Origin of the sequence: Micromonospora sp. NPDC005257 (assembly GCF_042872445.1) — a bacterium.
Classification (GTDB): Bacteria; Actinomycetota; Actinomycetes; order Mycobacteriales; family Micromonosporaceae; genus Micromonospora.
Genome location: NZ_JBIAKL010000002.1, coordinates 510,258 through 534,261 on the forward strand (window position 1 = coordinate 510,258; position 24,004 = coordinate 534,261).

The 24,004-nt window shown below is 72.6% G+C and carries 22 protein-coding genes; 8 read left to right on the top strand and 14 right to left on the bottom strand.

The window, feature by feature from the left end; translation table 11 throughout:
- Positions 1-3: 3 nt before the first annotated feature.
- From ACFYO8_RS05840 to ligD (ACFYO8_RS05860), 5 genes are all read right to left on the bottom strand, one after another.
- Complete coding sequence (locus ACFYO8_RS05840) at positions 4-330, bottom strand: hypothetical protein (RefSeq protein ID WP_357707090.1); 327 nt, start codon at positions 328-330, stop codon at positions 4-6.
- Positions 323-1,207, bottom strand: coding sequence for a GNAT family N-acetyltransferase (locus tag ACFYO8_RS05845; RefSeq protein ID WP_387256834.1), 885 nt, complete (start codon positions 1,205-1,207; stop codon positions 323-325). The genes ACFYO8_RS05840 and ACFYO8_RS05845 overlap by 8 nt, the downstream gene beginning before the upstream one ends.
- 268 nt (positions 1,208-1,475) lie before the next feature.
- The gene (locus ACFYO8_RS05850) at positions 1,476-2,180 is read right to left on the bottom strand and encodes a TIGR03089 family protein (RefSeq protein ID WP_357707086.1); all 705 of its coding nucleotides are present in this window, start codon (positions 2,178-2,180) and stop codon (positions 1,476-1,478) included.
- Positions 2,181-2,256: 76 nt separating this feature from the next.
- Entirely contained in the window at positions 2,257-3,171 is a 915-nt protein-coding gene (gene ligD / locus ACFYO8_RS05855) for a non-homologous end-joining DNA ligase (RefSeq protein ID WP_357707084.1), read from the bottom strand.
- A complete protein-coding gene (ligD, locus tag ACFYO8_RS05860; protein ID WP_357707082.1) occupies positions 3,161-4,099 on the bottom strand; it encodes a non-homologous end-joining DNA ligase in 939 nt (312 codons plus the stop codon). Before ligD (ACFYO8_RS05860) ends, ligD (ACFYO8_RS05855) begins: the two co-directional genes overlap by 11 nt.
- An 87-nt stretch (positions 4,100-4,186) precedes the next feature.
- Here ligD (ACFYO8_RS05860) and ACFYO8_RS05865 point away from each other — a divergent pair, with 87 nt between their 5' ends.
- From ACFYO8_RS05865 to ACFYO8_RS05875, 3 genes are all read left to right on the top strand, one after another.
- A complete protein-coding gene (locus tag ACFYO8_RS05865; protein WP_357707080.1) occupies positions 4,187-5,191 on the top strand; it encodes a Ku protein in 1,005 nt (334 codons plus the stop codon).
- 171 nt (positions 5,192-5,362) lie between these two features.
- Entirely contained in the window at positions 5,363-6,118 is a 756-nt protein-coding gene (locus ACFYO8_RS05870) for an FKBP-type peptidyl-prolyl cis-trans isomerase (RefSeq protein WP_354868030.1), read from the top strand.
- A 139-nt stretch (positions 6,119-6,257) separates the two neighbouring features.
- Entirely contained in the window at positions 6,258-7,106 is an 849-nt protein-coding gene (locus ACFYO8_RS05875; RefSeq protein WP_354868438.1) for a hypothetical protein, read from the top strand.
- 48 nt (positions 7,107-7,154) lie between these two features.
- Here ACFYO8_RS05875 and ACFYO8_RS05880 read toward each other — a convergent pair whose 3' ends face one another.
- Both ACFYO8_RS05880 and ACFYO8_RS05885 read right to left on the bottom strand, forming a co-directional pair.
- Positions 7,155-7,559 (bottom strand): hypothetical protein, encoded by a 405-nt coding sequence (locus ACFYO8_RS05880; RefSeq protein WP_354868027.1) that lies wholly within the window; start codon positions 7,557-7,559, stop codon positions 7,155-7,157.
- 78 nt (positions 7,560-7,637) lie between these two features.
- Positions 7,638-9,893 carry a hypothetical protein gene (locus ACFYO8_RS05885; protein ID WP_387187693.1) on the bottom strand — a complete coding sequence of 752 codons (2,256 nt, stop codon included), beginning with the start codon at positions 9,891-9,893 and terminating at the stop codon, positions 7,638-7,640.
- A gap of 207 nt (positions 9,894-10,100) precedes the next feature.
- Here ACFYO8_RS05885 and ACFYO8_RS05890 point away from each other — a divergent pair, with 207 nt between their 5' ends.
- Positions 10,101-11,114 carry an NADPH:quinone reductase gene (locus ACFYO8_RS05890; RefSeq protein ID WP_387256836.1) on the top strand — a complete coding sequence of 338 codons (1,014 nt, stop codon included), beginning with the start codon at positions 10,101-10,103 and terminating at the stop codon, positions 11,112-11,114.
- 180 nt (positions 11,115-11,294) lie between these two features.
- On the opposite strand, the gene ACFYO8_RS05895 is transcribed toward ACFYO8_RS05890, so the two are convergent.
- Positions 11,295-12,929, bottom strand: coding sequence for a fatty acid--CoA ligase (locus ACFYO8_RS05895; RefSeq protein WP_355047156.1), 1,635 nt, complete (start codon positions 12,927-12,929; stop codon positions 11,295-11,297).
- Between the two features lie 99 nt (positions 12,930-13,028).
- On the opposite strand from ACFYO8_RS05895, the gene ACFYO8_RS05900 reads away from it, so the two are divergent.
- Positions 13,029-13,520: an NUDIX domain-containing protein gene (locus ACFYO8_RS05900; RefSeq protein ID WP_354868021.1), complete on the top strand. Its 492-nt coding sequence runs from the start codon at positions 13,029-13,031 to the stop codon at positions 13,518-13,520.
- Between the two features lie 8 nt (positions 13,521-13,528).
- Here ACFYO8_RS05900 and ACFYO8_RS05905 read toward each other — a convergent pair whose 3' ends face one another.
- Positions 13,529-15,196, bottom strand: a complete 1,668-nt coding sequence (locus ACFYO8_RS05905) for an MDR family MFS transporter (protein WP_387187695.1) — start codon at positions 15,194-15,196, stop codon at positions 13,529-13,531.
- Positions 15,197-15,250: 54 nt separating this feature from the next.
- Entirely contained in the window at positions 15,251-15,808 is a 558-nt protein-coding gene (locus ACFYO8_RS05910) for a type 1 glutamine amidotransferase domain-containing protein (protein ID WP_354868016.1), read from the bottom strand.
- Between the two features lie 118 nt (positions 15,809-15,926).
- Between ACFYO8_RS05910 and rfaE2 the strand changes: the two genes are divergently transcribed.
- Together rfaE2 and ACFYO8_RS05920 are read left to right on the top strand one after the other, a co-directional pair.
- Positions 15,927-17,873 carry a D-glycero-beta-D-manno-heptose 1-phosphate adenylyltransferase gene (gene rfaE2 / locus ACFYO8_RS05915; RefSeq protein ID WP_387256837.1) on the top strand — a complete coding sequence of 649 codons (1,947 nt, stop codon included), beginning with the start codon at positions 15,927-15,929 and terminating at the stop codon, positions 17,871-17,873.
- Complete coding sequence (locus ACFYO8_RS05920; RefSeq protein ID WP_354868011.1) at positions 17,870-18,742, top strand: glycosyltransferase; 873 nt, start codon at positions 17,870-17,872, stop codon at positions 18,740-18,742. Before rfaE2 ends, ACFYO8_RS05920 begins: the two co-directional genes overlap by 4 nt.
- Here the strand turns inward: ACFYO8_RS05920 and ACFYO8_RS05925 are convergent.
- Genes ACFYO8_RS05925 through ACFYO8_RS05935 form a run of 3 tightly spaced genes read right to left on the bottom strand, consistent with a single transcriptional unit; the run spans position 18,717 to position 20,927 of the window.
- Positions 18,717-19,880 carry a glycosyltransferase family 9 protein gene (locus ACFYO8_RS05925; RefSeq protein WP_355047150.1) on the bottom strand — a complete coding sequence of 388 codons (1,164 nt, stop codon included), beginning with the start codon at positions 19,878-19,880 and terminating at the stop codon, positions 18,717-18,719. The two genes, ACFYO8_RS05920 and ACFYO8_RS05925, sit on opposite strands and share 26 nt — an antisense overlap.
- Before the next feature lie 7 nt (positions 19,881-19,887).
- Positions 19,888-20,424, bottom strand: a complete 537-nt coding sequence (locus ACFYO8_RS05930) for an Hsp20/alpha crystallin family protein (RefSeq protein WP_354868006.1) — start codon at positions 20,422-20,424, stop codon at positions 19,888-19,890.
- The gene (locus ACFYO8_RS05935) at positions 20,421-20,927 is read right to left on the bottom strand and encodes a DUF2231 domain-containing protein (protein ID WP_387188836.1); all 507 of its coding nucleotides are present in this window, start codon (positions 20,925-20,927) and stop codon (positions 20,421-20,423) included. Before ACFYO8_RS05935 ends, ACFYO8_RS05930 begins: the two co-directional genes overlap by 4 nt.
- Positions 20,928-21,094: 167 nt before the next feature.
- Here ACFYO8_RS05935 and ACFYO8_RS05940 point away from each other — a divergent pair, with 167 nt between their 5' ends.
- Complete coding sequence (locus tag ACFYO8_RS05940; RefSeq protein ID WP_354868001.1) at positions 21,095-21,715, top strand: pyridoxamine 5'-phosphate oxidase family protein; 621 nt, start codon at positions 21,095-21,097, stop codon at positions 21,713-21,715.
- 1 nt (position 21,716) lies between these two features.
- Here ACFYO8_RS05940 and ACFYO8_RS05945 read toward each other — a convergent pair whose 3' ends face one another.
- Positions 21,717-23,891 (bottom strand): acyltransferase family protein, encoded by a 2,175-nt coding sequence (locus tag ACFYO8_RS05945; protein ID WP_387256839.1) that lies wholly within the window; start codon positions 23,889-23,891, stop codon positions 21,717-21,719.
- Positions 23,892-24,004: the final 113 nt, after the last annotated feature.

The window sequence follows — 24,004 nt, forward strand, 5'->3', positions numbered from 1 at the left end:
ACGTCAATGGGTGTCCGCGACACCCCCCGGCGGGTCCGTCGACGTCACGGCGTCGACGATGACCTGCGCCACGGACTCGTAGTCGCGTACCAGCGGACCGACCAGGGCCCGGTCCGGCTCGAACGTGGCGACCAGTCCGCGTACCAGATCCCTGAACCGGTCGTCCGGGCCGAGCCGCCGCCCCCGGTGCCGGCGCGCGACGCTGCGCCAACGGCGCAGGCCGACCTCGGCGAGGCGTTCGTGGCACTGCGGGTCGGCGGCGATCGGGCAGCCCTGCGCCCGCAGCGCGGCGAGCCCTCGCAGGACGGCCTCTCGCGTCGCGTCAGTCACGGAGGTAGCGGGCGCGGCGGCCGAAGTCGCGGAAGCCGAGCCGCCGGTACAGCCCGGCGGCCGGATTGTCGTCGTTGACGCAGAGCCACGCGGCGTCCGCGCCCCCGTCGGCGAGACCACGCAGCACGCGCGCCACGAGGTACGCGCCGACCCGTCGACCGCGCCACCCGGGCACCACACCGACCTGATCGATCCAGTCGTCGAGCACTGTGACGAAGCCGGCCGCCTCACCGTCCGGTCCGTGCGCCAACAGCGTCAACTCCGGGCGGAAGTCCTCGTCGTCACGCAGGTCGCCCAGCCACTCGCCGGCCTCGGGCTCGACGAAGCCGGGCCGGTCGGCGAACGACGCGCGGTAGGTGGCGAACAGTTCCGGCCCCAGCGTCGCAGGCTCCACCGTCACGCCGTCCGGCGCGGCGACCTCGGGCAGCGCGTCGAGATCGTGCCGCAGCACCCACTCCAGGAACGTCCGCGTGTAGCCGCGCGCCGCGAACAACTCTTCCGCGCCCGCGTTCCACGTCTCCGTGGTGACCAGCAGGCCCGCTTCTCCCGCCTGCTCCTCCGCCCAGTCCAGCAGCGCGCCGCCGAGCCCACGCCCGCGCCACGCGGGGTGCACCAGGCCGGTGGCGGTGGAGGGCGTCCGCCCGGTGCCGACCCCGACGGCCGCGATCAGGTCGCCGCCCGACCAGGCGCCGTGGGTACGCGTCTGCAGCAGCCGCGCCCGCGCCAACGGGGTACGCCCGAACAGCGGCAACCCGCCGTCAGCGGCGAGGCACGCCTGCGCCAGGCCGGTCAGCGCCGGCGTGTCGTCCTCGCCGAACTCCCGCCGGACCAGCCCGTCCGTCCCGTCCGTCCCGTCCGTCCCGTCCGTCCCGTCCACGCCCACTCCCGCCACCGGCCACGCCCGACCCCCACGGTCCACCAGGGCAGTAGGCCCCACCCCGCCCTCCACGGTCAACCAGATTCCCCACCCACCCGCCACCCGGACCGCCCTCCGTGCCGCCTCATGGGAGAGACGTTTCACCGAGCGGGACCAGTCCCCAGAGGCCCTCGTTGATCATGCATTTGCGGCCCCGACGAAAGCGACAAAACCGGACAGTGGGAGGGCCGGAACCGCAAGATCGACGAGGGCGCGGGCGCGGGCCGGGCTAGGGGGTGGGGGTGGGGGTGGCGTGGATCAGGACTGTGGCGTCGGCGGACAGAGGGGCCAGCAGCCACTTCACGGGCTGCTCGTCCTCCCTCGGGTCCACGACGAGGCGGTCGCCCGGGTGCAGGTCGAGCTGGGTGGCGATCTCAGCGGCCAGACGCCGCCACGCGCCGAAGCTGGTGCCGTCCGGCGTCGCCGGGTCGGCTGGGTCCACCGCGGCGTAGTCCGGTGGGTCGGTGGGATGCCGCAGCACCTCGGCCGACCAGTCCAGCCAGCCCGGCGGCACCTCGGCGAGCGGGCCCGGCCCGGTGCCCACCAGGTAGCGGTGCGTCCCCTCGGGTACGTCCTCCAGCCAGTCGTCGAGGCGTTCCGGGGTCACGAACACCGCGTCGTACGGCCGGTCCGCGCCCGGTTCCAGCACCGGCAGACCGGCCAGCGCGCGGGGCCGGAACGACACGGCCAGGCCCACCGACCAGGCCCCGAGCAGCACCGCCGCGGTACGCCAGTGCGGCGGCAGCAGCACCGCCACCCGGTCACCGGGGCGCAGCCCGCACCCGTCGCGCAGCAGTCCGGCGCTGCGGGCGGTCCACTCGCCGAGCTGCGCGGCGGTGAGGTCGGTGCGTTCCCCGGTCGCGTCGTCGTGGTAGCTGAGCAGCGGATATCCGACCGCGTCGGGCGCGACGGCGACGGTTGCCTGGTGTGCCATGCGCGGAACTCCTGTCTACCGGCCCGCTCACCCTAACCGTCCGAGCCGTCCGTGCAGGGCGGCCGAGCGGCGTGGGTCAGCGGGCGGGCAGTTCGGGACCGCCGTCGAGCAGCGGGGCCAGCAGGTCGCCCTGCTTCTCCACCCGGCTGAGCACCTCGCCTGCGGTGTACGGCCGCGCCGACGGCCGCTTGCCCGCCGTCCCGGCCTCCACCTCGTCCCAGGTCAGCGGCGTGGACACCGAGGGCACCGGCTGGGCCCGCAGCGAGTACGGCGCCACAGTCGTCTTCGCCGCGTTGTTCTGGCTCCAGTCGATGAAGACCTTGCCGGGGCGCAGGTTCTTCGCCATCTTCGACACGATCAGCTTCGGATGTGCCTGCTCCAGCTCCTGCGCGATCCGCCTGGCGTAGCCGGACACGATCTCGGCGTCCTGCGTGCCGGCGATCGGGCAGCAGAGCTGCATGCCCTTCTTCCCGGACGTCTTCGGGTACGCCTCGACGCCGTCGTCGGCCAGCCGGTCGCGCATCAGCAACGCCACCCGGCAGCACTGCTTGAGCGCGGCCGGGGCGCCCGGGTCCAGGTCGACGACCATCATGTCCGGGTGCCCGCCGATCTTCCACTGCGGCGTGTGCAGCTCCAGCGCGGCCAGGTTGGCCAGCCACACCAGCGTGGGCAACTCGTCGCAGACCACGTAGTCGATGGTCTCCCGCCCTTTCGTCGACCCGGGCGCGGGCAGGTTCTCGGTGCGTACCCAGGCGGGGGTCGCGGCGGGTGCGTTCTTCTCGAAGAACGAGCCGCCGTCGACGCCGTTGGGGAACCGGATCCGGGTCAGCGCGCGGTCACGCAGGTGCGGCAGCAGCACCGGCGCGATCCGCGTGTAGTAGTCGATCACCTCACCCTTGGTGAAGCCGGCTTTCGGGAACAACACCTTGTCCAGGTTGGACAGGTCCAGTGAGCGCCCCTCGACCTCGACCTTGAGCCGGTCAGCCGGCATCGTCGACCTCCTCGGGCGGTTTGTCGGGGCGCAGGCGCAGGATGCGCGGGAAGCGCAGCCGGCCGTCCGGCGTGCGCTGGCCGTACTTGACCTCCACCACGATCCGGGGAGTTACCCAGATCGCTCCCCGGGCATCCTCGCGCGGCACGCCGGCCACGAACGGCGAGTCGGTGGCGCGCAGCGGTTCCAGTTCGCGCAGCAGTTCCCGTTCGATCGCCGCGCCGATCCCGCCGCCGACCCGTCCCCGGTAGATCAGCCGCCCGTCCGGGCCGGGCACGCCGACCAGCAGGCCGCCGATTCGGCGGGCGCCGGGGCGCCAGCCGCCGACCACGAAGTCGGCGGTGACCTCCAGCTTGACCTTCACCCAGTCCGGCGAGCGCACCCCGGGCCGGTACACCGAGTCGACCCGCTTGGCCATCACCCCTTCCAGCCCGTGCTCGCCGGCCGCCGCGTAGGTGGCCGGGCCGTCGCCGAAGACCGGCGGCACCGCCCACCGGGCGGCGCCGAGCCCGAGCGACTCCAGCGCCGCCCGCCGCTCCCGCCACGGCCGGGCGGTCAGGTCGACGCCGTCGAGCCGCAGCAGATCGAAGATCATGTACGTGACGGGTGCGGTCGCCGCCAGCCGCGCCGCCTTGACCGGGTTGCGTACGTGCATCCGCTCGGCGAGCGCGGTGAACGAGGGCTGCCCGTCGGTGAAGAGGACCACCTCGCCGTCGAGCAGCGCGTCGTCCACCTGCTCGGCCAGGTTGAGCAGTTCCGGGTACGCGGTGGTGATCTCGACGCCGGAGCGGGCGTAGAAGTGCCGGTCGCCGCGGGAGATGTCGGCGAGCGCGCGTACGCCATCCCACTTGAATTCGTACGACCAGGCGGCGCCGGCCGGGAGCTGCCCGGTCGTCGCGAGCATCGGCTTCAACGGCGCGCCGGGCACCTCTCGACTGTAGTTGCGCACGGAAGCGCGTGCATCCCGTTCGATCGTTTGCGATTCTGGTCTTCAACCGGGGAGAGGAGCGCGGGAATGCGGGCGATCTGGAAAGGAGCGGTGTCGTTCGGCCTGGTGTCGATCGGGGTGAAGGTCTACTCGGCCACCGAGGAGAAGGACATCCGTTTCCACCAGGTGCACCGTGAGGACGGCGGCCGGATCCGCTACAAGCGCACCTGCTCGGTCTGCGGCGAGGAGGTCACCTACGACGACATCGCCAAGGGGTACGACATCGGCGGCGGCGAGATGGTCATCCTCACCGACTCCGACTTCGCCGACCTGCCGTTGAGCACCTCGCACGCGATCGACGTGCTGGAGTTCGTACCGGCCGAGCAGGTCGATCCGATCCTCTACAACAAGGCGTACTTCCTGGAGCCGGAGGGCTCGGCGACCAAGTCGTACGTGCTGCTGCGCGACGCGCTGTCCGACTCGGAGCGGGTGGCGATCGTCAAGGTGGCGCTGCGCCAGCGGGAGCAGTTGGCCACGCTGCGGGTACGCGAGGGCGTGCTGCTGCTCAACACCATGCTGTGGCCGGACGAGATCCGCCGGCCCGACTTCGGTTTCCTGGACGAGGATCTGAAGGTACGCCCGCCGGAGCTGGCCATGGCCAGCTCGTTGATCGACTCGATGGCCGGGGAGTTCGAGCCGGACGCGTTCACCGACGACTACCGAGCCGCCCTGCAGGAGGTCATCGACGCGAAGGTCGAGGGCCGCGAGGTGGTGCAGCCGGAGGAGGAAGAGGCGGCGCCGGCCGCCGCGGTGGACCTGATGGCGGCGCTCAAGGCGTCGGTGGAGCGGGCGCGCGCGGCCCGGGGCGAGGCGCCGTCCGGTGGCGGGGCCGAGCCGACCCCGATCTCGTCGGCCCGCTCGGCGAAGAAGGCCGCGAAGAAGACGCCCGCGAAGAAGGCCGAACCGGCGAAGAAGACAGCCGCCAAGAAGACGCCCGCGAAGAAGACCGCGGCGAAAAAGGCCGAACCGGCCAAGAAGACCGCCGCCAAGAAGGCCACGGCGAAGAAGACCGCGGCGAAGAAGAGCGCCTGACGCGGACGATGACGCGCTCCTCGCCGGGGCGCCGCCACGACCGTCGCCACGTGCGCGAGCTGCGGTTCGCCGAGCAGTGCCAGATCTTCTTCAGTGAGGATCGCGATGGCCGGACCGTACTCCGGCTCGGCTTCCCCGTATCGGGCTTCGTGTCCGGATCGTGGCGGGCGTATGGGCACGCTGGGGCTCCGGGCGGGTACCGTGTGCGCTGGCCTCGGCGGCGGCCCGCCGGGGGCGCACCCACCCACCCTGCAGGGAGTCGACGTGAGCAAGCGTGTGGAGAACCGGTCGGAGGACCAGGCCGCCCCGGCCACCAAGGCAGGGCGGCGGCTGGCCGCCCAGCTGGCCGCGAAGAAGGCCGCCGAGGCGCGTCGCCGCCGGCAGTCGATGCTCGGTGCGGCGGCCGGCGTGCTCGCCGTGGTGGCCCTGGTCGGCGGCCTGGTCTGGCTGAACAGCGGGGACGACGACAAGCCGGCCACCGCCGGTTCCTCGGCGAGCCCCACCGCCCCGGCCGAGCCCACCGCGATGCCCGCCCCGGAGCTGCCCGCCGGCACCGACCCGGCGCTCAAGACCAAGCCGGCCGTGCAGGCCGGCACCGGCGAGCTGAAGAAGCTCACCGTCACCACGCTCGTCAAGGGCACCGGCCCGGCGGTGAAGGCCGGCCAGAACATCACCACGAACTACGTGGGCGTCTTCTACAAGGACGGCAAGCAGTTCGACTCGTCCTGGGACAACGGCCAGCCGGTCACCTTCGGGATCGGCAAGGGCGAGGTCATCAAGGGCTGGGACCAGGGCCTGGTCGGCGTGCCGGTGGGCAGCCGGGTGCAGCTCGACCTGCCGGCCGAGCTGGCGTACGGCAACGACGCCTCGGGCGGTCGCCCGACCGGGCCGCTGCGCTTCGTCGTCGACGTGCTGGCTGCGCAGTAGCTCACTCCGGGCTTCCGTCCGGTCACCCAGCGGCAGTAGGTTCATGGTCACCACGGGCGGCACGTCCGCCCGTGGTGATCTGCCCACCGACGCGGAGGTGCACGTGGCGGCGCTGGACGAGGCCGGGGTGACCCGGCAGATGTGGACGCTCTACGAGCCGGTCCACGCGGTGACCTACTTCCACCCGCGCGCCCGCGCCGCGTTTGAGGCGGTCGGGCTGCGCGGCTACTGGCGCGGCTACTTCGCCGGCCGGGCCGCGCCGCTCGGGCCGGTGGACGCGCCGGCCGTGACTGCGTCGTTCTTCAGCTTCGCGCCCGCCATGGTGGCCCGCGCGCTGCCCTCGGTGTGGCGCCTGGCCACGCCGGAGGAGGCGCTGCGTGCCCGGCTCACCGGAGGCGTGCAGGCGCTCGCCGAGTTCACCTACGAGCTGCCCGAGTCACACCTGGTCGAGGCCGCCGACCTGCTGGAGGAGGCGGCCGGCCGGGTGGACGTCGCCGGCCGGGTGCTCGGCGCGGTGAACGCCGCGCTCCCTCGGGGCGAGTACCCGTTGGCCCGGCTCTGGCAGGCCGCCACCACGCTGCGCGAGCACCGCGGCGACGGTCACGTGGCAGCGCTGGTGACGACCGGGCTGGAACCGGTCGAGGTGGTGGCCTGGCGGTGCCGGGTCGACCAGTCCCGCGAGTTCCACCAGCCGGCCCGGGGCTGGACCGACGAGCAGTGGACCGCCGCCGAGCAGCGTCTGGTGGACAAGGACTGGCTGACCGACGACCTGAGCCCCACGCCGTACGCGACGGAGACGTTCCGCGTGGTCGAGGAGGCCACCGACCGGGCGGCGGCGGGCCCGTGGCAGGCGCTGGGCGCGGATCGCACCGGGCGGCTGCGGGAGCTGCTGGAACCGATCGCGACGCGCTGCCGCACGATCATCCCGGCCAAGGCGCCCATCGGGTTGCCGGCGCAGCGCTCGGCGGGGGCGACGCAGCCGCAGTGACCCGTCCCGCCCGGCCGGGCAGGCCGTCCTCGCCGGCTCCGGCGAGGTTCAGCCGACGTCGGGTGGGAGGGCGGGCGCGAGCAGGTCCAGCGCCTTCGACGTCGTGAGGTTGGACGAGTCGGGGTCGGCGGAGTCGAACAGGCGCGCGCCGGTCTGGTGTGCGAGAGCGACGAGCACGTCCAGTACGGGCGCGATCTCCTCCCGGAATGCGCGCACCGGCTCGCCCCAGGACCTGTCGGTGAACTCGACCACCACCCGCTGCACGCCGTGCGCTCCGGCATAGACGAATCCGTCGATGCCGGCTCGCTCTCCGGCGAGTTCAAGCTCGACGATGTCCCCATCATCCATCGGCAGGTCCAGCTCGGGGTCGTCCCCGAACACCTCGCGCAACCTGTCGGTGACGGCGTCGACCGGCAGTTCGGTGCCGGGCGAACCGGTTTCATCAAATCGCATGACGACGAGTTGGTCACCCATGAAAGGCCGGGTTGGGCCGGCCGTGCGACCGGCCCAACCCGTTCACCTCCTGAAGCTCTATTCGGGGAAATGGATGGTATAGGGGATGTTATTGCGGATCAAGCAGTCGAGCACCTCCTGTGTCGGGCCCAACGTGTGGTACGCGTTGTGCGGCAGGAAATGCCATTGAATCCCTCGCACCTTGTATTTCGTCGTCTGCTTGTTCGCGTCCACCACGTCGACACTGGCCTGCCGTAGCGTCCAGGCATCCTTTTCACATTCGGCCACTTCGCCGCCGTAGTTGGGGACGCCGGTCTTCACCTCGTGCAGGGTCAGTTCGCCCGGGGGGTCCTCGACGGCGATGTCCGGCTTCCGGGAAACGGACCTCGGGGTCGGGAACTGCGGCGTGAGAACCTTGAGGTTCTGGTGCCGGACGCCCGTGAGCAGATTGTTGAGGACGTAGCTCTCTCCGTCCTGCCAGTTGTACATGTACCGGACCCGCGGGCCCTTCACGTGCAGGGGATGCTGGTACGCAGCCCGCAGCCTGGCGAAGTTGGTCCGCGCCCCCCGGGCGAGCCGCAGCATGCCGGCTCGGGCCGCGAGGGCGTCGAAGCCGTCACCCGCCGAGGCCGCCGCGAGACCGGCATCCTGGAGCGCCGTCCAGTCCTCACCGAGAATCTGTTCGAGCGCGGCTTCCTTGACGCTGTCCGGAATGCTGTCGTAGGTCGCGACAAGCAGGACGACCTGTTCGGCCCGGTGCGCGAAGCGGACGACGAACCGTGCTGCCTTGCCCGGGATGGCCACGGCGTCACCCACATAGGGGACGACGCCGAGAATGCTCAGACCCGCGCCGACCCAGTCACCATGGATCAGCCCGGCGATCGTGTCGCGAATGTCGGCGAGACCGCCGACGATCCAACCCACGACCGGGATGAAGCTCAGCGCGCCGGAGCACAGGTTCCCGGAAAGCCACGCGATGGAGTCACGTGGCGCGAAGTCGCCGGCGAACATGCCGAGCAGGAAGTCGGAAACGTACGTCCACTTGCTGATCTGCTCGTCCGGCCGGCCCGGGTCGAGGCCCTGGTCGTCCTTGTGCGCCACCTCGTAGTCGTCGCGCAGGCCGTCCCCGTCGGTGTCCTGAACCAGGGGGTTGATCCCCCAGTCGTTGACCTCGACGCCGTCGGAGAGACCGTCTCCATCGCTGTCGACGTTGTTGACGTCGCTGAGGACCTCCTCCTCGGCGACGTCGATCAACCCGTCACCGTCGGTGTCCGCCTCGTTCGGCACGGGCACGATCGGTGGCACCGTGCCGGGCGCCGGTGGAGCGCGGGGCTGGTCGGCGACCAGGGGGTTGCTCCCCTTGGCGACCTCGGCACCGTCGTTGACGCCGTCACCGTCGGTGTCCGCTTCGGTGGGCGAGGTCCCCAGATCCTGTTCCTGAAGGTTGGTGAGCCCGTCGCTGTCGACGTCCTCGGCGCCGTCGGCGACCGCGTCGCTGTCGGTGTCGGCCGTGTTCGGTCTCGTCCAGCCCGCCAACCTGGTGATCTCGAACTTGTCGGTGAGCCGGTCGCCGTCGGAGTCGACAAGCAACGGACTGGAACCGAAGCGCAGTTCGACCACGTCGATCACGCCGTCGGAGTCGTGGTCACCACCGTAGGTGATGCCCAGTCGGGTCAGCACGTTGAAGGCGCTGGCCCAGGATCGCGTCAACTGGATGGTGGCCGGCTCCGGATTGGCCTTGACCAGCATCTCGTCGGCCTTGGCCAGGCTCGTCCGGGCTGCCGCCAGGTCCGCGAACGCCTCGGTCAGCCCCACCGGGGCGGGCGCGGGGGGCGGGCTGGCCCGGAACGGACCGATCGTCGCCTCGGCGTCCTGGATCGCCGCGTCCGCCAGCAGCCGCGCACCCGTGAGGGTCTCCACCAGCGCCCGGACGTGGGCCTGCTCCGCCTCGCCGTTCGGCGGGCTCGCCCCGGTCAGCCGGCTCTTGAGGAACGACTCCAACGGCTTCAGGTGATCGAACACGGCCGTGCCGTCGGCGGCGCTCTTGAGTCGCGCGCCGTCGAAGTACCGGCTCTGCACGTCGGCCAGCACCGGGGCGAGCCGGCTGTCGCCGAGCCCACCCGCCACGTACGGGCTCAGCGCCTCACAGGACTCGGCGATGTAGAGCTTCGCGTCGCGCGTGTAATCGGCGGTCGGGATCTTCCCGACCTCCTTCTGCCACAGAGGCGTCTCCCCCGCCAGCGCCTCACCGCCGAAGATCGCCAGCTGCGCCACGACGGCAGTCGCCACCGCCGCGGCCAGGCTTCTTCGACGCAGTTGCCCACGGAATCCCATGGGTACTCCCAACTGTCGATGGATAGCAATCCACACAGATTAGGCAGCGTCGATGATCGTCCGCTGTCCCGTTGAGGCCCGGCGGGCAGGTATCCCGTGGGGCGAACTTTCGCCATCTGGACGGGCGCGACGGACGACCCACCGGCGGCGGTCCGGCGGATCCGGCAGGATGGGACGAGCGGTGGGTTTGGCCCTGAGCGGAGGACGATGAAGGCGATCGTGTACGAGCGCACCGGGGACGCCTCGGTGCTCCAGGTGGTCGAGCGGCCGGTGCCGGAACCCGGTCCGGGCGAGGTGCTGGTGCGGATGGCCGTGTCGGGGGTGAACCCGACCGACTGGAAGGCCCGCGAGGCGTGGCCGCTGCGGGCCGGCTGGCAGATCCCGCACCAGGACGGCGCCGGGGTGGTCGAGGCGGTCGGCGAGGGCGTGGACCGGACGCTGATCGGTGAGCGGGTCTGGGTGTGGGAGGCGGCGTGGCAGCGGCCGTGGGGCACCGCGGCCGAGTACACGGTGGTTCCGGTCCGGCACGCGGTGCCGCTCGGCCCGGCCTCGTTCGACCTGGGCGCGGCGCTCGGCATCCCGTTCATGACCGCGCACCGCTGCCTGACCGCCGGTGAGTTCATGCCGGACAAGCTGCACGCCGGTGCGCTGAGCGACCACGTGGTGCTGGTGCAGGGCGGTGCGGGCGCGGTGGGCAACGCGGCGATCCAGCTCGCGAGCTGGGCCGACGCGTGCGTGATCAGCACGGTCAGCAGCCCGGAGAAGGCGCAGCTCGCAGCCGCGGCCGGGGCCGACTTCGTGATCAACTATCGCGAGCAGGACGTGGTCGAGGAGGTCCGCAAGGTCGCGCCCGACGGGGTGCACACGATCGTCGAGGTCTCCGCCGCGCGCAACGCCGCCGCCGACGTACGGATGCTGCGCACCGGCGGGGCGGTCTGTGTGTACGCCGACGACGGCGGCGACGAGGTGACGCTGCCGATCCGGCCGCTGATGGGTCCCAACGCGCGCTGGCAGTTCGTGCTGATCTACACCGCGCCGAAGGTGGCGAAGGCCCAGGCGGTCACGGACATCGCGGCGGCGGTGGCGCAGGGCGCGATCCGGGTCGGCGCGGAGGCCGGCCTGCCGCTGCACCGCTATCCGCTGGCGGAGGCCGCCGCCGCGCAGCAGGCGGTGCAGGACAGCGTGGTGGGCAGGGTGCTGGTGAGCACCGCCGACGAGTAGGCGGCCGGATTTCCCCGACAGCCGGACAGACGCGAACAAGTTTCGCAACAATGACGGTGCGGGTCACTCCGTAACGGACGGGTGGCCCCGGCGCGGTGCGAACGCCGGGGCCACCCTCTGGGAGGAATGTCCGTTGGGAACGCGTTCCTACCCGTGTAGGCGACGGTACGCCGCGAAACGTTACGACGCGGTCAGTTCCCGCACGTCGAGCCCGCCGTCGGCGTACCGCGAGCGCACCACCTTCTTGTCGAACTTGCCGACGCTGGTCTTCGGCACCGCGTCGATGAACGCCCAACGCTCCGGCAACTGCCAGCGGGCCACCGAGCCGCCCAGGAAGTCCCGCAGTTCCTCGGCGGTCACCGAGGCGCCCTCGCGGACGACGACGGTGGCCAGCGGACGCTCGTCCCAGCGCTCGTCCGGCACGCCCACCACGCACGCCTCCAGCACCGCCGGGTGGGCCATCAGGGCGTTCTCCAGCTCGACCGAGGAGATCCACTCCCCGCCCGACTTGATCACGTCCTTGGCGCGGTCGGTCAGGGTGATGTAGCCGTCCGGCGAGAGCGTGCCGACGTCACCGGTACGCAGCCAGCCGTCCCGGAACTTCTCCTCCTCCGGGGCGTCGTCGCCGATGTACCGGGCGGTCACCCACGGCCCGCGTACCTCCAGCTCGCCCACCGACGTCCCGTCGGCGGGCAGCGGCTCGCCCAGCGGGCCGACGATCCGCGCCGTCACGCCCGCCGGGACGCGGCCCTGCGTGTAGCGGTAGCGCCAGGCGTCCTCGCCGGTCGCGCCGGCCGGCGCCCGGGAGACCGAGCCCAGCGGCGACATCTCGGTCATGCCCCAGGCGTGGATGACGTCGATGCCGTAGCGGTCGTGGAACGCGTGCATCAGCGCGGGTGGGCAGGCCGATCCGCCGACGATCACCTCCCGCAGCGAGGAGAGATCCACCTCGTGCGCGTCCAGGTAGGCCAGCAGATCGGTCCAGATGGTCGGCACCGCGCCGGCCAGCGTCGGACGCTCGGCGGCGATCATCGCGGCGATCGGCTCGGCCTGGAGGAACCGGTCCGGCATGATCAGCGAGGTGCCGGAGAGGAACGCCGCGTACGGCAGGCCCCAGGACATCGCGTGGAACATCGGCACGATCGCCAGCTCCCGGTCGTTCGGGCCGAGCCCGAAGCCCTCCGGCATGCAGACCTGGAGCGAGTGCAGGTAGATCGAGCGGTGCGAGTAGGCGACGCCCTTGGGGTTGCCCGTGGTCCCCGAGGTGTAGCAGAGGGCGGCGGCGTCGCGCTCGTCCACCTCCGGCCAGTCGAAGTGGTCCGGGCGGTCGGCCAGCAACGCGTCCCAGTGGTGCACGGTGATCCGGTGGCCGGCCGCGGCCAGCAGCGGCTCCGGGTCGCCGCCGCCGACCACCACCACGTGCGCGACGCCTGTCATGTCGCCGATCACCCGGGCGAGCAGCGGGATGAGCGTGGTGTCGACGAGCACCACCCGGTCCTGCGCGTGGTTGGCGATGTAGGCGACCTGGTCGGGGAAGAGCCGGATGTTGAGCGTGTGCAGCACCGCGCCCATGCTCGGCACGGCGAAGTACGCCACCAGGTGCTCGTTGTTGTTCCACATGAACGTGCCGACCCGCTCGTCGCCGGTCACCCCGCACTCGTCGCGCAGCGCGTGGGCCAGCCGGGCCGCGGCGCGGCCGACCTCCGCGTACGTCATCCGGCGGGGCTCGGCGCCGGTCCAGGTGACCACCTCCGCCGCGCCGTGCACGGTGGAGCCGTGTTCGAGGATCCGGGCGACCTGGAGAGGGGCATCCATCATCGTGCTACGCATGGGTGACAAAGTAGTGGCGGCGGTCACATCTGCGTAACCCCCGGAACCGCCGAGGCGGCAGCGAACGGTGCGTAGATTGTCCGGGTGAGCATCTCGTGGGCCGACTCGTACGTGGGGCAGCTTCGCGCCCTGGCCGGTGACCGCACCCTGATGTTCGTCGGCGCCCGCGCCGTGGTGCGCGACAACGCCGCCCGGGTGCTGCTGATCCAGCGCTCCGACAACGGCCAGTGGGCGTTGCCGGCCGGCGCCATGGAACTCGGCGAGTCGATCGCCGACTGCGCGGTCCGGGAGGTCCGCGAGGAGACCGGGCTGCGGGCGCTGCGGGTGAGCGCGTTCGCGCTCTACACCGGCCCCGACCGCACCCACACCAACATGTACGGGCACACGTACCAGGTCTTCACCACCGCGTTCCGGGTCGACGAGTGGGACGGCGAGCTGGCCCGGTTCACCGACGAGACCACCGACGCCAGGTTCTTCCGTCCGGCGGACTTCCCGCACCCGCTGTCGTCGAGCGTGCCCGAGACGCTCGCCGACCTGGACGTGTTCGAGCAGACCAACCGCCTGATCCTCAAGTAGCCCGCGGCTCAGAGCATCGTCTGCGACTTCGCCTCCATGTCGGCGGCGGCCTCCTCCTTCGACTCCTTGGCCAGCGGCTTGCCGCCGGGTGCGGGCGCCTTGCCGCCGATCGGGTCGGCGCCGCCGGTGGCCCCCTGCGGGCCGGTACCGCGCAACTGAAGGTTCGGCATGGCCAGCGTGACCAGCACGGCGACCACCGCGATCAGCCCGGTGGTCAGGAAGACCAGGTGCAGCGACTCCACGAACGCGGCCTGGACGGCGGCGCGTACCGGGGCGGGCAGCGCGAGGATCGCCGCCGGGTCGTTGATCGAGAAGTTCCCGCCGGCCGCCACCGCCGCCCGCTGCTCCGGCGGGAGCTGCGCCAGCGCGCCCGGCAGCCGCGCGGACATCTCGGCGGTGAGCCGGGACGACAGCACCGCGCCGAGGATGGCCACCCCGAACGAGCCGCCGAGCGACCGGAAGAACGTCGCCGACGAGGTGCCCGCGCCCAGGTCGCGGACGCTCACCGCGTTCTGCACGGCCAGGATCAGCGACTGCATGCACAGGCCCAGCCCGACGCCGATCACCACCATGTAGCCGAACGCGGCCCAGAGCGAGGTGTCCACCCGGAGTTGCTGGAACAGCAGCATGCCGGCCACCAGCACGGCCGCGCCGGCCACCGGGAACCACTTGTACCTGCCGATCCGGCTCATCGCCCGGCCGGTGAGCACCGAGGTGACGATGACGCCGGCCATCATCGGCAACATCAGCAGACCGCTGCGGGTCGGCGAGGCACCCTTGACGATCTGGAGATAGAGCGGGATGAAGATGATCGACCCGAACATCACCAGACCGAGCACGAAACCCGCCCCGTTGGCGAGGGCGAACGTGGCGCTGCGGAACAGCCGCAGCGGCAGGATCGGCTCCCTGGTCCGGGCCTCCTGGACGACGAACAGCACGCCGAGCACCGCGCCCGCGGCGAACAGTCCGACGATCACGCCGGAGCCCCAGGCGTACTCGGCGCCGCCCCAGCTCAGCGCCAGCAGCAGGCAGCTCACGCCGGCCACCAGCAACGCCGCGCCGATCCAGTCGACTGTGTGCTCCCGGCGCTCGAACGGCACCAGCCGCATCACGTGCCAGCAGACCACGATGGCGAGGATCGCCAGCGGCACGTTGATGTAGAAGATCCACCGCCAGTTGTTCTCCGCGAAGTAGCCGCCGACGAGCGGCCCGGCCACCGACGACACGCCGAACACCGCGCCGAACAACCCCTGGTAGCGGCCACGCTCCCGGGGCGACACCACGTCCGAGATGATGGTGAACGCCAGCGTCATCAGGCCGCCCGCGCCGACGCCCTGCACGCCCCGCGTGACGATCAACTGGGTCATGTTCTGCGACAACCCGGCCAGCAGCGAGCCGAGCAGGAACATCCCGATCGAGAACAGGAAGACCGGCCGGCGCCCGTACAGGTCGGCCATCTTGCCGTACAGGGGTGTCGAGGCGGTCGAGGCCAGCAGGTACGCGGTGACCACCCACGAGTAGTGGTTGATGCCGCCCAGCTCGCCCACGATCGTCGGCAGCGCGGTCCCGACGATGGTCTGGTCCAGCGCCGCCAGCAGCATGCCGGTCATCAGACCGAACATCAGCAGGCGGATCTGACGGGCGGGCAGCGCGGGACGGGCGGCTTGGGCGGTCATCCCGCTTCCTATCCCACCGGGGGCGGATCATGCCCCCGGTGGGCGTACGAGTTTTCAGCGGGCGGCGTGTCGCCCTTCGGCGAACTCCTCGACGATCTTGGCGCAGAACGCCGGCAGGTCGTCCGGCTTGCGGCTGCTGACCAGCCCGTTGTCGGTGACGACCTCCTGGTCGACCCAGTTCGCTCCGGCATTCGTGAGGTCGGTGCGCAGGCTGGGCCAGGAGGTGATGGTGCGGCCCCGCACCACGTTCGCCTCCACGAGCGTCCACGGGCCGTGGCAGATCACCCCGACCGGCTTGCCGGCGTCGAAGAACGCCTTGACGAACCGGACCGCCTCCGGGTCCGTACGCAGGAAGTCGGGGTTCGCCACGCCACCGGGCAGGACCAGGGCGTCGTACGCCCCGGCGTCCGCCTCCTTGGTGGTGACGTCGACCTGGTACTGCTTGCCGTGGTCGAGGTGGTTGAAGGCCTGGATCGTGCCGGACTCGATGGAGACCAGCTCGACCTGGGCGCCGGCGTTCTCCACCGCCTCCCGGGGCTTGGTGTACTCGACCTCCTCGACGCCGTCGGCGGCCAGGAAGGCGATGCGCTTGCCCTGAAGTGTCGCTGCCATGCTGCTTCTCCTCTCCGGGGTACGTCTCCACGGTTCCCCCGCCCGATGCCGCGAAACCGGACGCATCGGGTGGCCGGCGTCGCGTTTGGCCCGACGGCCCGGGGGGATCCGCAGGGGCATGGCAGGAGCGGCAGCGGAAGAGCGCCGGCTGGCCACCGTGGTGGCGAGCTGGCAGCAGCGTCCCGTGCTGGTCGTCGGGGACGCCATGCTTGACGAGTGGCGGTTCGCCGAGTCGGAGCGGCTCTGCCGGGAGGCGCCCGCGCCGGTCCTCACCCTGCGGCGCCGGATCTCCGCGGCCGGCGGCGCCGCCAACACGGCGGTGAACGTGGCGGCGCTCGGCGGCCGGGCCGCGCTCGTCGCCCCGGTCGGCGCCGACGTGGCCGGCGACGAACTGCACGACTGCCTGGACCGGGCGGCGGTCTGGGACCGTACGGTGAGCCAGCCGGGCCGGCACACGCCGGTCAAGCGGCGGATGCTCGCCGCCAACCAGATCCTGCTCCGCGAGGACTCCGGCAGCCCGGAGGACGGGCTGGACGCCGACGCCGTCGCCCGCCTGCTCACCGCGCTGCACTGCGCCACCGAGGAGCTACGCGCGGTCGCCGCCGGGCAGCCGGTCACGCTCGTGGTCTGCGACTACGGCCTGGGCGCGCTGCCCTCGGCGATACGCGCCTGGCTGGTCGCCAACCGCGACCGGTACGGCACCGTGGCGCTCGACGCGCACGACCTGGCCGACTGGCGCGGGCTGAACCCGACAGTGGTGACGCCGAGCTTCGCCGAGGCGACCCGGCTGCTGGCCCGTGCCGCCGCCGGTTTCGCGCACGCCGAGCGGGACGCCGTACCCCCTGGAAGTGACCTGCACCTGGACCACCCGGCGGAGACCGACGGCCCGTCCGAGCTGATGGTGGGCGCCGCGCCCGGTGGGTCCGGCGACCCTGCCCCGGGTGGCCCGCACCCGGCCTCGGGCACGCCCGCCGCGGAGGCGCCCGCCGGCCCGACCGGTGAGCCGGTCCCCGGCGAGGAGCGGGTGGCTCTGACCGGGGACGGGCTGAGCGTCACCGGCACGGGCGTGACGGTGAGCGCGGCGGCCGGCGCCGGCGTGGACCGGGCGGTGCTGGCCGAGTCCCGCCTGCCCGAACTGCGCGCGCACACCGGCGCCGACGTGGTGGCGGTGACCCTGGACACCGAGGGCGCGGTGGTCGGCGGCGCCGAGGGCGAGCCCCGGCGCAGCCACAGCACCCCCGTACCGGCCAGCCACGCGGTGGGCGCCGGGGACGCCTACCTGGCGGCCATGACGCTGGCACTCGCCGCCGACGCGGGCCTGCCCACCGCCGCCCAGCTCGCCCAGCTCGCCGCCACCGTCACGGTGGCCGACACCGGCACCTGCGTGTGCCGGCGGCAGGACCTGCTGGCCGCGCTCGGCACCGGCGTGGACGAGGGCGGCCACCCGGCCCTGGTCGGCGCCGACGAGCTGGACGCGCTGGTGGACGAACACCGGCAGGCCGGGCGGTCGGTGGTGTTCACGAACGGCTGCTTCGACGTGCTGCATCCCGGGCACGTCCGCTACCTGACGCAGGCCCGCGCGCTCGGCGACCTGCTGATCGTGGCGGTCAACTCGGACGGCAGCGTACGGCGGCTCAAGGGCCCGGACCGGCCGGTGAACCCGGTCGAGGACCGGACCGCCCTGCTGGCGGCGCTGGCCTGCGTCGACCACGTGGTGGTCTTCGAGGAGGACTCCCCGGCCCGGCTGATCGAGGCGGTCCGGCCCGACGTCTACGTCAAGGGCGGCGACTACCCGCCGGAGATGGTGCCGGAGGCGCCGCTGGTACGGCGGCTGGGCGGGCAGGTGCGCACGCTCGGGTACGTGCCCGACCGCTCCACCTCGGCGATCATCGACCGGATCCGCGCCCAGTCGCACAGCATGAGCGAACGCACCGAGCGGAGCGAGGGCCGTGAGCGCATGCCCGACCAGCACAGCATGAGCGAACGCACCGAGCGGAGCGAGGGCCGTGCGGCCATGCCCGACCAGCAGCACAGCCCCGCCGTGGGCGAGGGCAGGCCGGCGTGACCCGTCCGCTCGACCCGGGCACGCCCGCACGGTTCCGGCAGCACCGGCGCCTCGACGTGCTGATCCCCACCCGCAACCGGCCCGCCGAGCTGGCGGTCACGCTGTCCGGGCTGGCCGCCCAGGAGGGTCTACCCGGGTTCGGGGTGGTGGTCAGCGACCAGTCCGACGGCGAGCCCGCGTACGCGCACCCGGCCGCCGCCACGATGGTCCGGGCGTTGCGTCATCGAGGACACCCGGTGCTGCTGACCCGGCGGCTCCCCCGGCGCGGCCTTGCCGAGCACCGGTCGTACCTGCTGGCCCAGTCGGCGGCCGACGCGGTGCTCTGCCTCGACGACGACGTGTGGCTGGAGCCGGGGACGCTGTCCCGGCTGGTCACCGCGCTCGACGAGTTGGGCTGCGGTTTCGTCGGCAACGCGGTGCACGGGCTCTCCTACGCCGACGACGTCCGCCCGGAGACGCACCAGCACTACGAGGAGTGGACCGGGCCGCCGGTGCCGGAACGCATCCAGCCCGGCACGCCGGAGTGGCACCGGGCGTCCATCCACCCGGCGGCGAACCTGCTGCACGTCACCGAGAAGCTGCACCTGGCGGCGGGCGAGTGGCGGGCGTACAAGGTGTCCTGGATCGGCGGGTGCGTGCTCTACGACCGGGCCAAGCTCGTCGACTCCGGCGGCTTCGACTTCTGGGAGCGGCTGCCCGAGCGGCACCAGGGTGAGGACGTCGCCGCGCAGCTCGCCGTGCTGGAGCGCCACGGCGGCGCCGGTGTCCTGCCCAGCGGGGCCTACCACCTGGAGTCGCCGACCACAGTCACCGAACGTGACGTGGAGGCGTGGGAGGTCGTGCTCAGCGAGTCGCCCGCGGAGGTGTGAGCAGCTCCCGGGCCGCCTCGACCACCTCGGCGACTGGCACGTCGGCCACGAACGACACCCGGTGCGGGCACTCGCCGTCGCCCGGCCGGTGCGGGTAGATCCCGGGCGTGCAGTCCACGCCGCAGACCGGGCAGTGGGTGGTCCAGGCGGCGATCGGGCGGTGCCGCCCGCGCAGCGGCGACGCCCCGTTGATCAGGTTGCCGACCCAGAAGACGCCCACCGTCGGCGCACCCACCGCGGCGGCAAGGTGCAGCGGGCCGGTGTCGTTGGAGACCACGAGCGCGCAGTCCGCGTAGGCGGCGGCCAGCGCGCCCAGGCTGAGCGTGCCGACCTGGGGACGAACCGGCACCCCGGCCGCCGCCGCCACCGCGTCGACCGTCTCCTGCTCTGCGGGGGTGCCGGTGACAAGCACCTCGTACCCGTCTGCGGTCAGCTCGCGGGCGACCTCGGCGAAGCGTTCCGGCGGCCAGCGGCGTCGCGTGTCGGTGGCGCCCGGGTGCAGCGCCACCCGGGGCCGGGTGGGTTCGCCGAGCACGGCGGCGGCCTCCGCCCGGTCGGCGGCGGTGACCGCGAGCGCCGGGGTGACGGTGGTGGCGGGCGCACCGACCAGCGCGGCCACCTCCAGGTAGCGGATCACCTCGTGCTGGTAGTAGACGTAGCGCAGCCACCGGTCCAGCGGCGGCGCCCCCTCGGCCCGCAGGCCGGCGGTGACCCGGGCGCCGAGCCGGGCCACGAACGGGTTCGAGTTGCCGCCGCCGCCGTGCACCTGCAACGCCAGGTCGAACCGCTCGGCGCGGGCGGCGGCCTGGAACGCCGGCACGTCACCCGGCGACTCGCCGGGCCCCGGGTCGCGGATGCCGGGCGCCGCCGGCACCACCAGCACCCGGTCCACCGGGCCGGGCCGGTCGCGCCAGAGCGCCGCGTGCCACGGCGCGCCGAGCAGCACGATCTCCGCCGTCGGGTACGCCGACCGCAGCGCGTCCAGCGCCGGCAGCACGAAGATGAAGTCACCGAGCGCGTTGGCGCGCAGCACGGCGATCCGCTCGACGTCGGGGACGCGCTCGCCGACCGGGCCGAGCACCGACGACGGCTCCCGGTCGCGGCGCGGCGAGCCGGAGCCGTCGGACGGGCTGGTCACGCGGCTCCTACGGTCTGTCGATCTCGTCGAGCGCGGTGTCCGGGTGGTGCAGCTCCCGGTCCGCGGCCGGGTCGGCGGGCATCCGCGTACGGTCGGCACCCGGTCCCGGGCCGGTGCGGCCGACGGTGATGGTGCGCGGCGCGGGCCGGGCCGCCCGGGGCAGGTGCACCCGGAGCAGGCCGTGGTCCATCACCGCGTCGATCCGGTCCGGGTCCACGCGGGACGGCAGGTCCACGCGATACTCGAAGCCCCGCGTGGTGAACCCGCCCGGGATGCCGTGGTCGGCGTTCACCTCGGCCTCCGACCGGGCGCGGACGCACAGCTCCCGGTCGTCCAGCTCGACGGCGACCTCCTCCGGCGCGACACCGGGCAGCCGGACGACCACCTCCCAGCCGTCGGCCGTCTCGGCCAGGTCCACGTCCTGGCCGCCGGACCGTCCGCCGACCAGCCGGCTCAGCTCCGAGCGCAGTGACTGGAGTTCACCCATCGGATCCCAGCCCTGCTGGCGGCCACGCCAGCCCCGTCCGCCGCTTTGTTCCGTCATCGCGCGTCTCCGATCCGCTGTGTCGCCGAGGGGGATCGCAGCGAGCTGGGCGCGTTGAGATCGTGCTCCGGGTCGACGCCCACACCGAGCCGGTCCACCAGTTCGCCGCCGAGCCACGCGCTGACCCCGAGGATCGCCAGGGCGACCACCTCGATGGCGATCAGCGCGCCGCCGGCCGCCCGCGAGTCGGCGTTGAGCCGGACCACCCAGACCGCGGCGAACAGCAGGATGACCGCCACGTTGGCGGCGGCGTGGGTGAGCCCGACCCGCTTGGCGCGGGTGCCCGCCGGCAGGGCGAGCAGGTCGAACGCCCCGGCCGCCGCGGCCAGCAGGCCACCGATCAGACCGACGGTGATGTTCCAGTACGCGACCTCGGCCAGGAACCCGGGCCCGCCCACGGTGTCCACCACGTCGAAGATCACCGCGGTCACGAAGAGCGCCACCGGGAACATCACGAGCATCGGATGCACGGGATGGCCGAGCACCTTGAGTCGGCTCTCCATCTCGGCCTCCATCCATCGCGTCCAGACGCACGCTGCGAACCGGTCCCTACCCGTCGACCCCGGGGGCAAACCCGGCGGTCGACGCGCTCACCTAGGCTGACCATGGCGGATCGCGGCCCGTCGCGGGGCAGAACCGCCGTGGTGCTCAACGGACGGGGGAGGAAGACGTGACGATCCGGGAGATCAGCAACGAGGCGGAACTGCGTGACCTGCTGGGCACGCCGACCGCGCGGGCGCTCGCCAAGGAACGCCGTACGCTGCACGAACGCGACCGGGAGTGGCTGGCCGCCTCGCCGTTCTGCCTGCTCGCCACCGCCGGCGCGGACGGCGCCTGCGACGTCTCCCCCAAGGGTGACCCGCCCGGCTTCGCGCTGGTGCTCGACGACAGCACGATCGCGATTCCGGAGCGGCCCGGCAACCGGCGGGCCGACGGCTACCGCAACATCCTGGCCAACCCGCACGTCGGGCTGATCTTCCTGATCCCCGGCCGCACCGACACGCTGCGGATCAACGGCCGGGCCCGGCTGATCTCCGACGCGCCGTGGTTCGCCGACATGGAGGTCAAGGGCCACCGGCCGGTGCTCGCCGTCGAGGTCGCGATCGAGCAGATCTTCTACCACTGCGCGAAGGCGTTCCTGCGCTCCGAGCTGTGGAAGCCGGAGACGTGGCAGCCGGACGTGCTGCCGACCCGGCCCCGGCTGGTCAAGGAGGTGGAGGCTCCGGCGGAGAGCCTGGCCGACCTGGAACGCCACTACGGCCCGGACTACGCCCGGAAGCTGTACGTCTGAGTCACTTCTCCGGGGTGAAGCGCGCCGGCACGCCGGCGTCGGACAGGGCACGGGCGAGGTGCGGCGCGGTGGTCTTCACGTACGCCGCGCCGATGTGCGAGCCGCCCCGGTAGATGAGCACGTTGCCGAACACCACGGGACACCTGTCGGTCGGGCAGACGGCGTCGAACAGATCGATCATCTTGACCTTCGGCGCGCCCGCGACCGCCTGCCGCTGCATCCGGTAGCCCGGGTCCTGGTCGTGGCGCTCCCTGTCGAACGCGCACGCGGACAGGCGCTTGCGGTTCTTGTCGGCGCAGGCCACCGCCGCGCCCGGGTGCGGGTTGTTGGCCAGGACGACGACCTTGGTGCCGACCGAGTCGAGCTTCTTCCACGAGGCCCGTACGCCGGACACCATCGCGGCGACGGTGGCGCGCTTGCCCCCGCTGTCGAGGGCCGTCGACGCCGACTGCGAGGTGACCACGAAGTCGGGGCGCTCCTGCACCAGGCGGTCCAGCAGCGCACGGTTCCACTCGATGCAGTCGGTGTAGGGCTTGCCGGACCCGTCGCCCTTGAGCACCTGGGCGCTGGTGAAGGCGCAGCCCGCCTTCGCCATGATCCGCAGCTTCCAGCCGTTCTGCGCGGCGAGTACCTGGAACGCCGGCAGCCACTGGTCCATCTTCGAGTCGCCCACCAGCGCGACGGTGGTGGCCCCGTTCGGGTCGCCGTACGTGCAGGACAGCACCTCGGCGCCCTCGACCTGCTGGAAGCACTTGTCCCGGTTGGTGTCGGGCACGTCCATGAAGCCCTGCCGGATCTGCAGCGGATCCGGGGTGATCGCGTCGAACCGCTCCGGGACCGGACCGATCGGCGCGGTGCCGGGCGCTGTGGACAGCAGCGCGGCGCCCGGGGCGTACCGGCTCTTGGTGGTGGTCGCGGCGGCGGCCCACGCGCCCATCAGCACCAGGACCAGGCCGGCGCAGATGCCGGCGAGCGTGAAGTTGCCGCCCAGGCTCAACGCCAGACGCGGCGACGTGGAGATCTTCCGCGAGTACCGCAGCGGGTTCTCCACCAGCCGGAACGTGAGCCAGGCCGGGATCACCGAGGCGAGCGCCACCGCCAGGCCCTCGGTCACCGACAGATCGCCGAAGTGCGCGGCGGCCACCACGAGCATCGGCCAGTGCCACAGGTACAGCGAGTAGGACAGGTCACCGATCCACTGGAACGGACGCAGACCGAGCACCATCACCGGCCCCCGGGCGCCGGCTGCGGCACCGGCCGCGATCACCGCCGCCGCGCCCAGCGTGGGCAGCGCCGCCGCGTACCCCGGCCACGCGGTCTTGCCGCTGACCAGCAGCGCCGCCGCCACGATCGCGGCGAGGCCGAGCCACCCGAGGACGACCGCCACCGACCGGGGCATCCGCGCGGCGCGGACCGCCAGCAGCGCGACCGCCGCGCCGACCGCGAGTTCCCACAGCCGCGTGGTGGAGACGAAGAACGCCCGCTCCGGCGAGTTCGCCGTCTCGACGATCGACCAGACGAACGACGGCACCGCGAGCACCGCGAGACCGACCCACAGGACCGGCCGTACGTTCGCCCGCCGGAGCTTGCGCGCGGCGAGGAGGGCCAGCACGATCAGCAGCGGCCAGAGCAGGTAGAACTGCTCCTCCACGGCGAGCGACCAGAAGTGCTGCACCGGCGACGGCGCGACGTCCTCGGCCAGGTAGTCGACCGCGCGGTCGGCGAACCGCCAGTTCACGACGTAGGTCGCCGCGGCGGCGATGTCACCGCCGATGACCTGCCACTCACCCCGGGGTACGAACAGCCGGACCGCGACGGCCGTGGCCGCCAGCACCACTGTGGCGGCGGGCAGGATCCGCTTGGCCCGGCGCGCGTAGAAGCCGGTGAGCGAGACCCGACCGCTGCGCTCGATCTCGGAGATGAGCTGCCCGGTGATGAGGAAGCCGGAGATCACGAAGAAGACGTCGACGCCGACGAAGCCACCGGGGATGAACGGCAGCCCGGCGTGGTAGAGCAGCACCAGCCCCACGGCGACGGCTCTCAGCCCGGCGACGTCGGCCCGGAACCGGCTCGGCGTCGCCTCCCGGCCCGGCTCGCGCCCGGTCGCCGTACCAGCCGGCCCTTCGGCGGGTGAACCTTCCCGATCGGCAACCTTCGTCAGCGGCGGGGAAGTCATCGCGATCCTCAAACTCTGCGGGCTGGGGCCAGGGAACGATAACGGCTCGTCAGGCGGGGGACAATCACGCCGCTCCGCCTCGAACGCATCCGGCGGGTGGCCCGGGCCTCCGA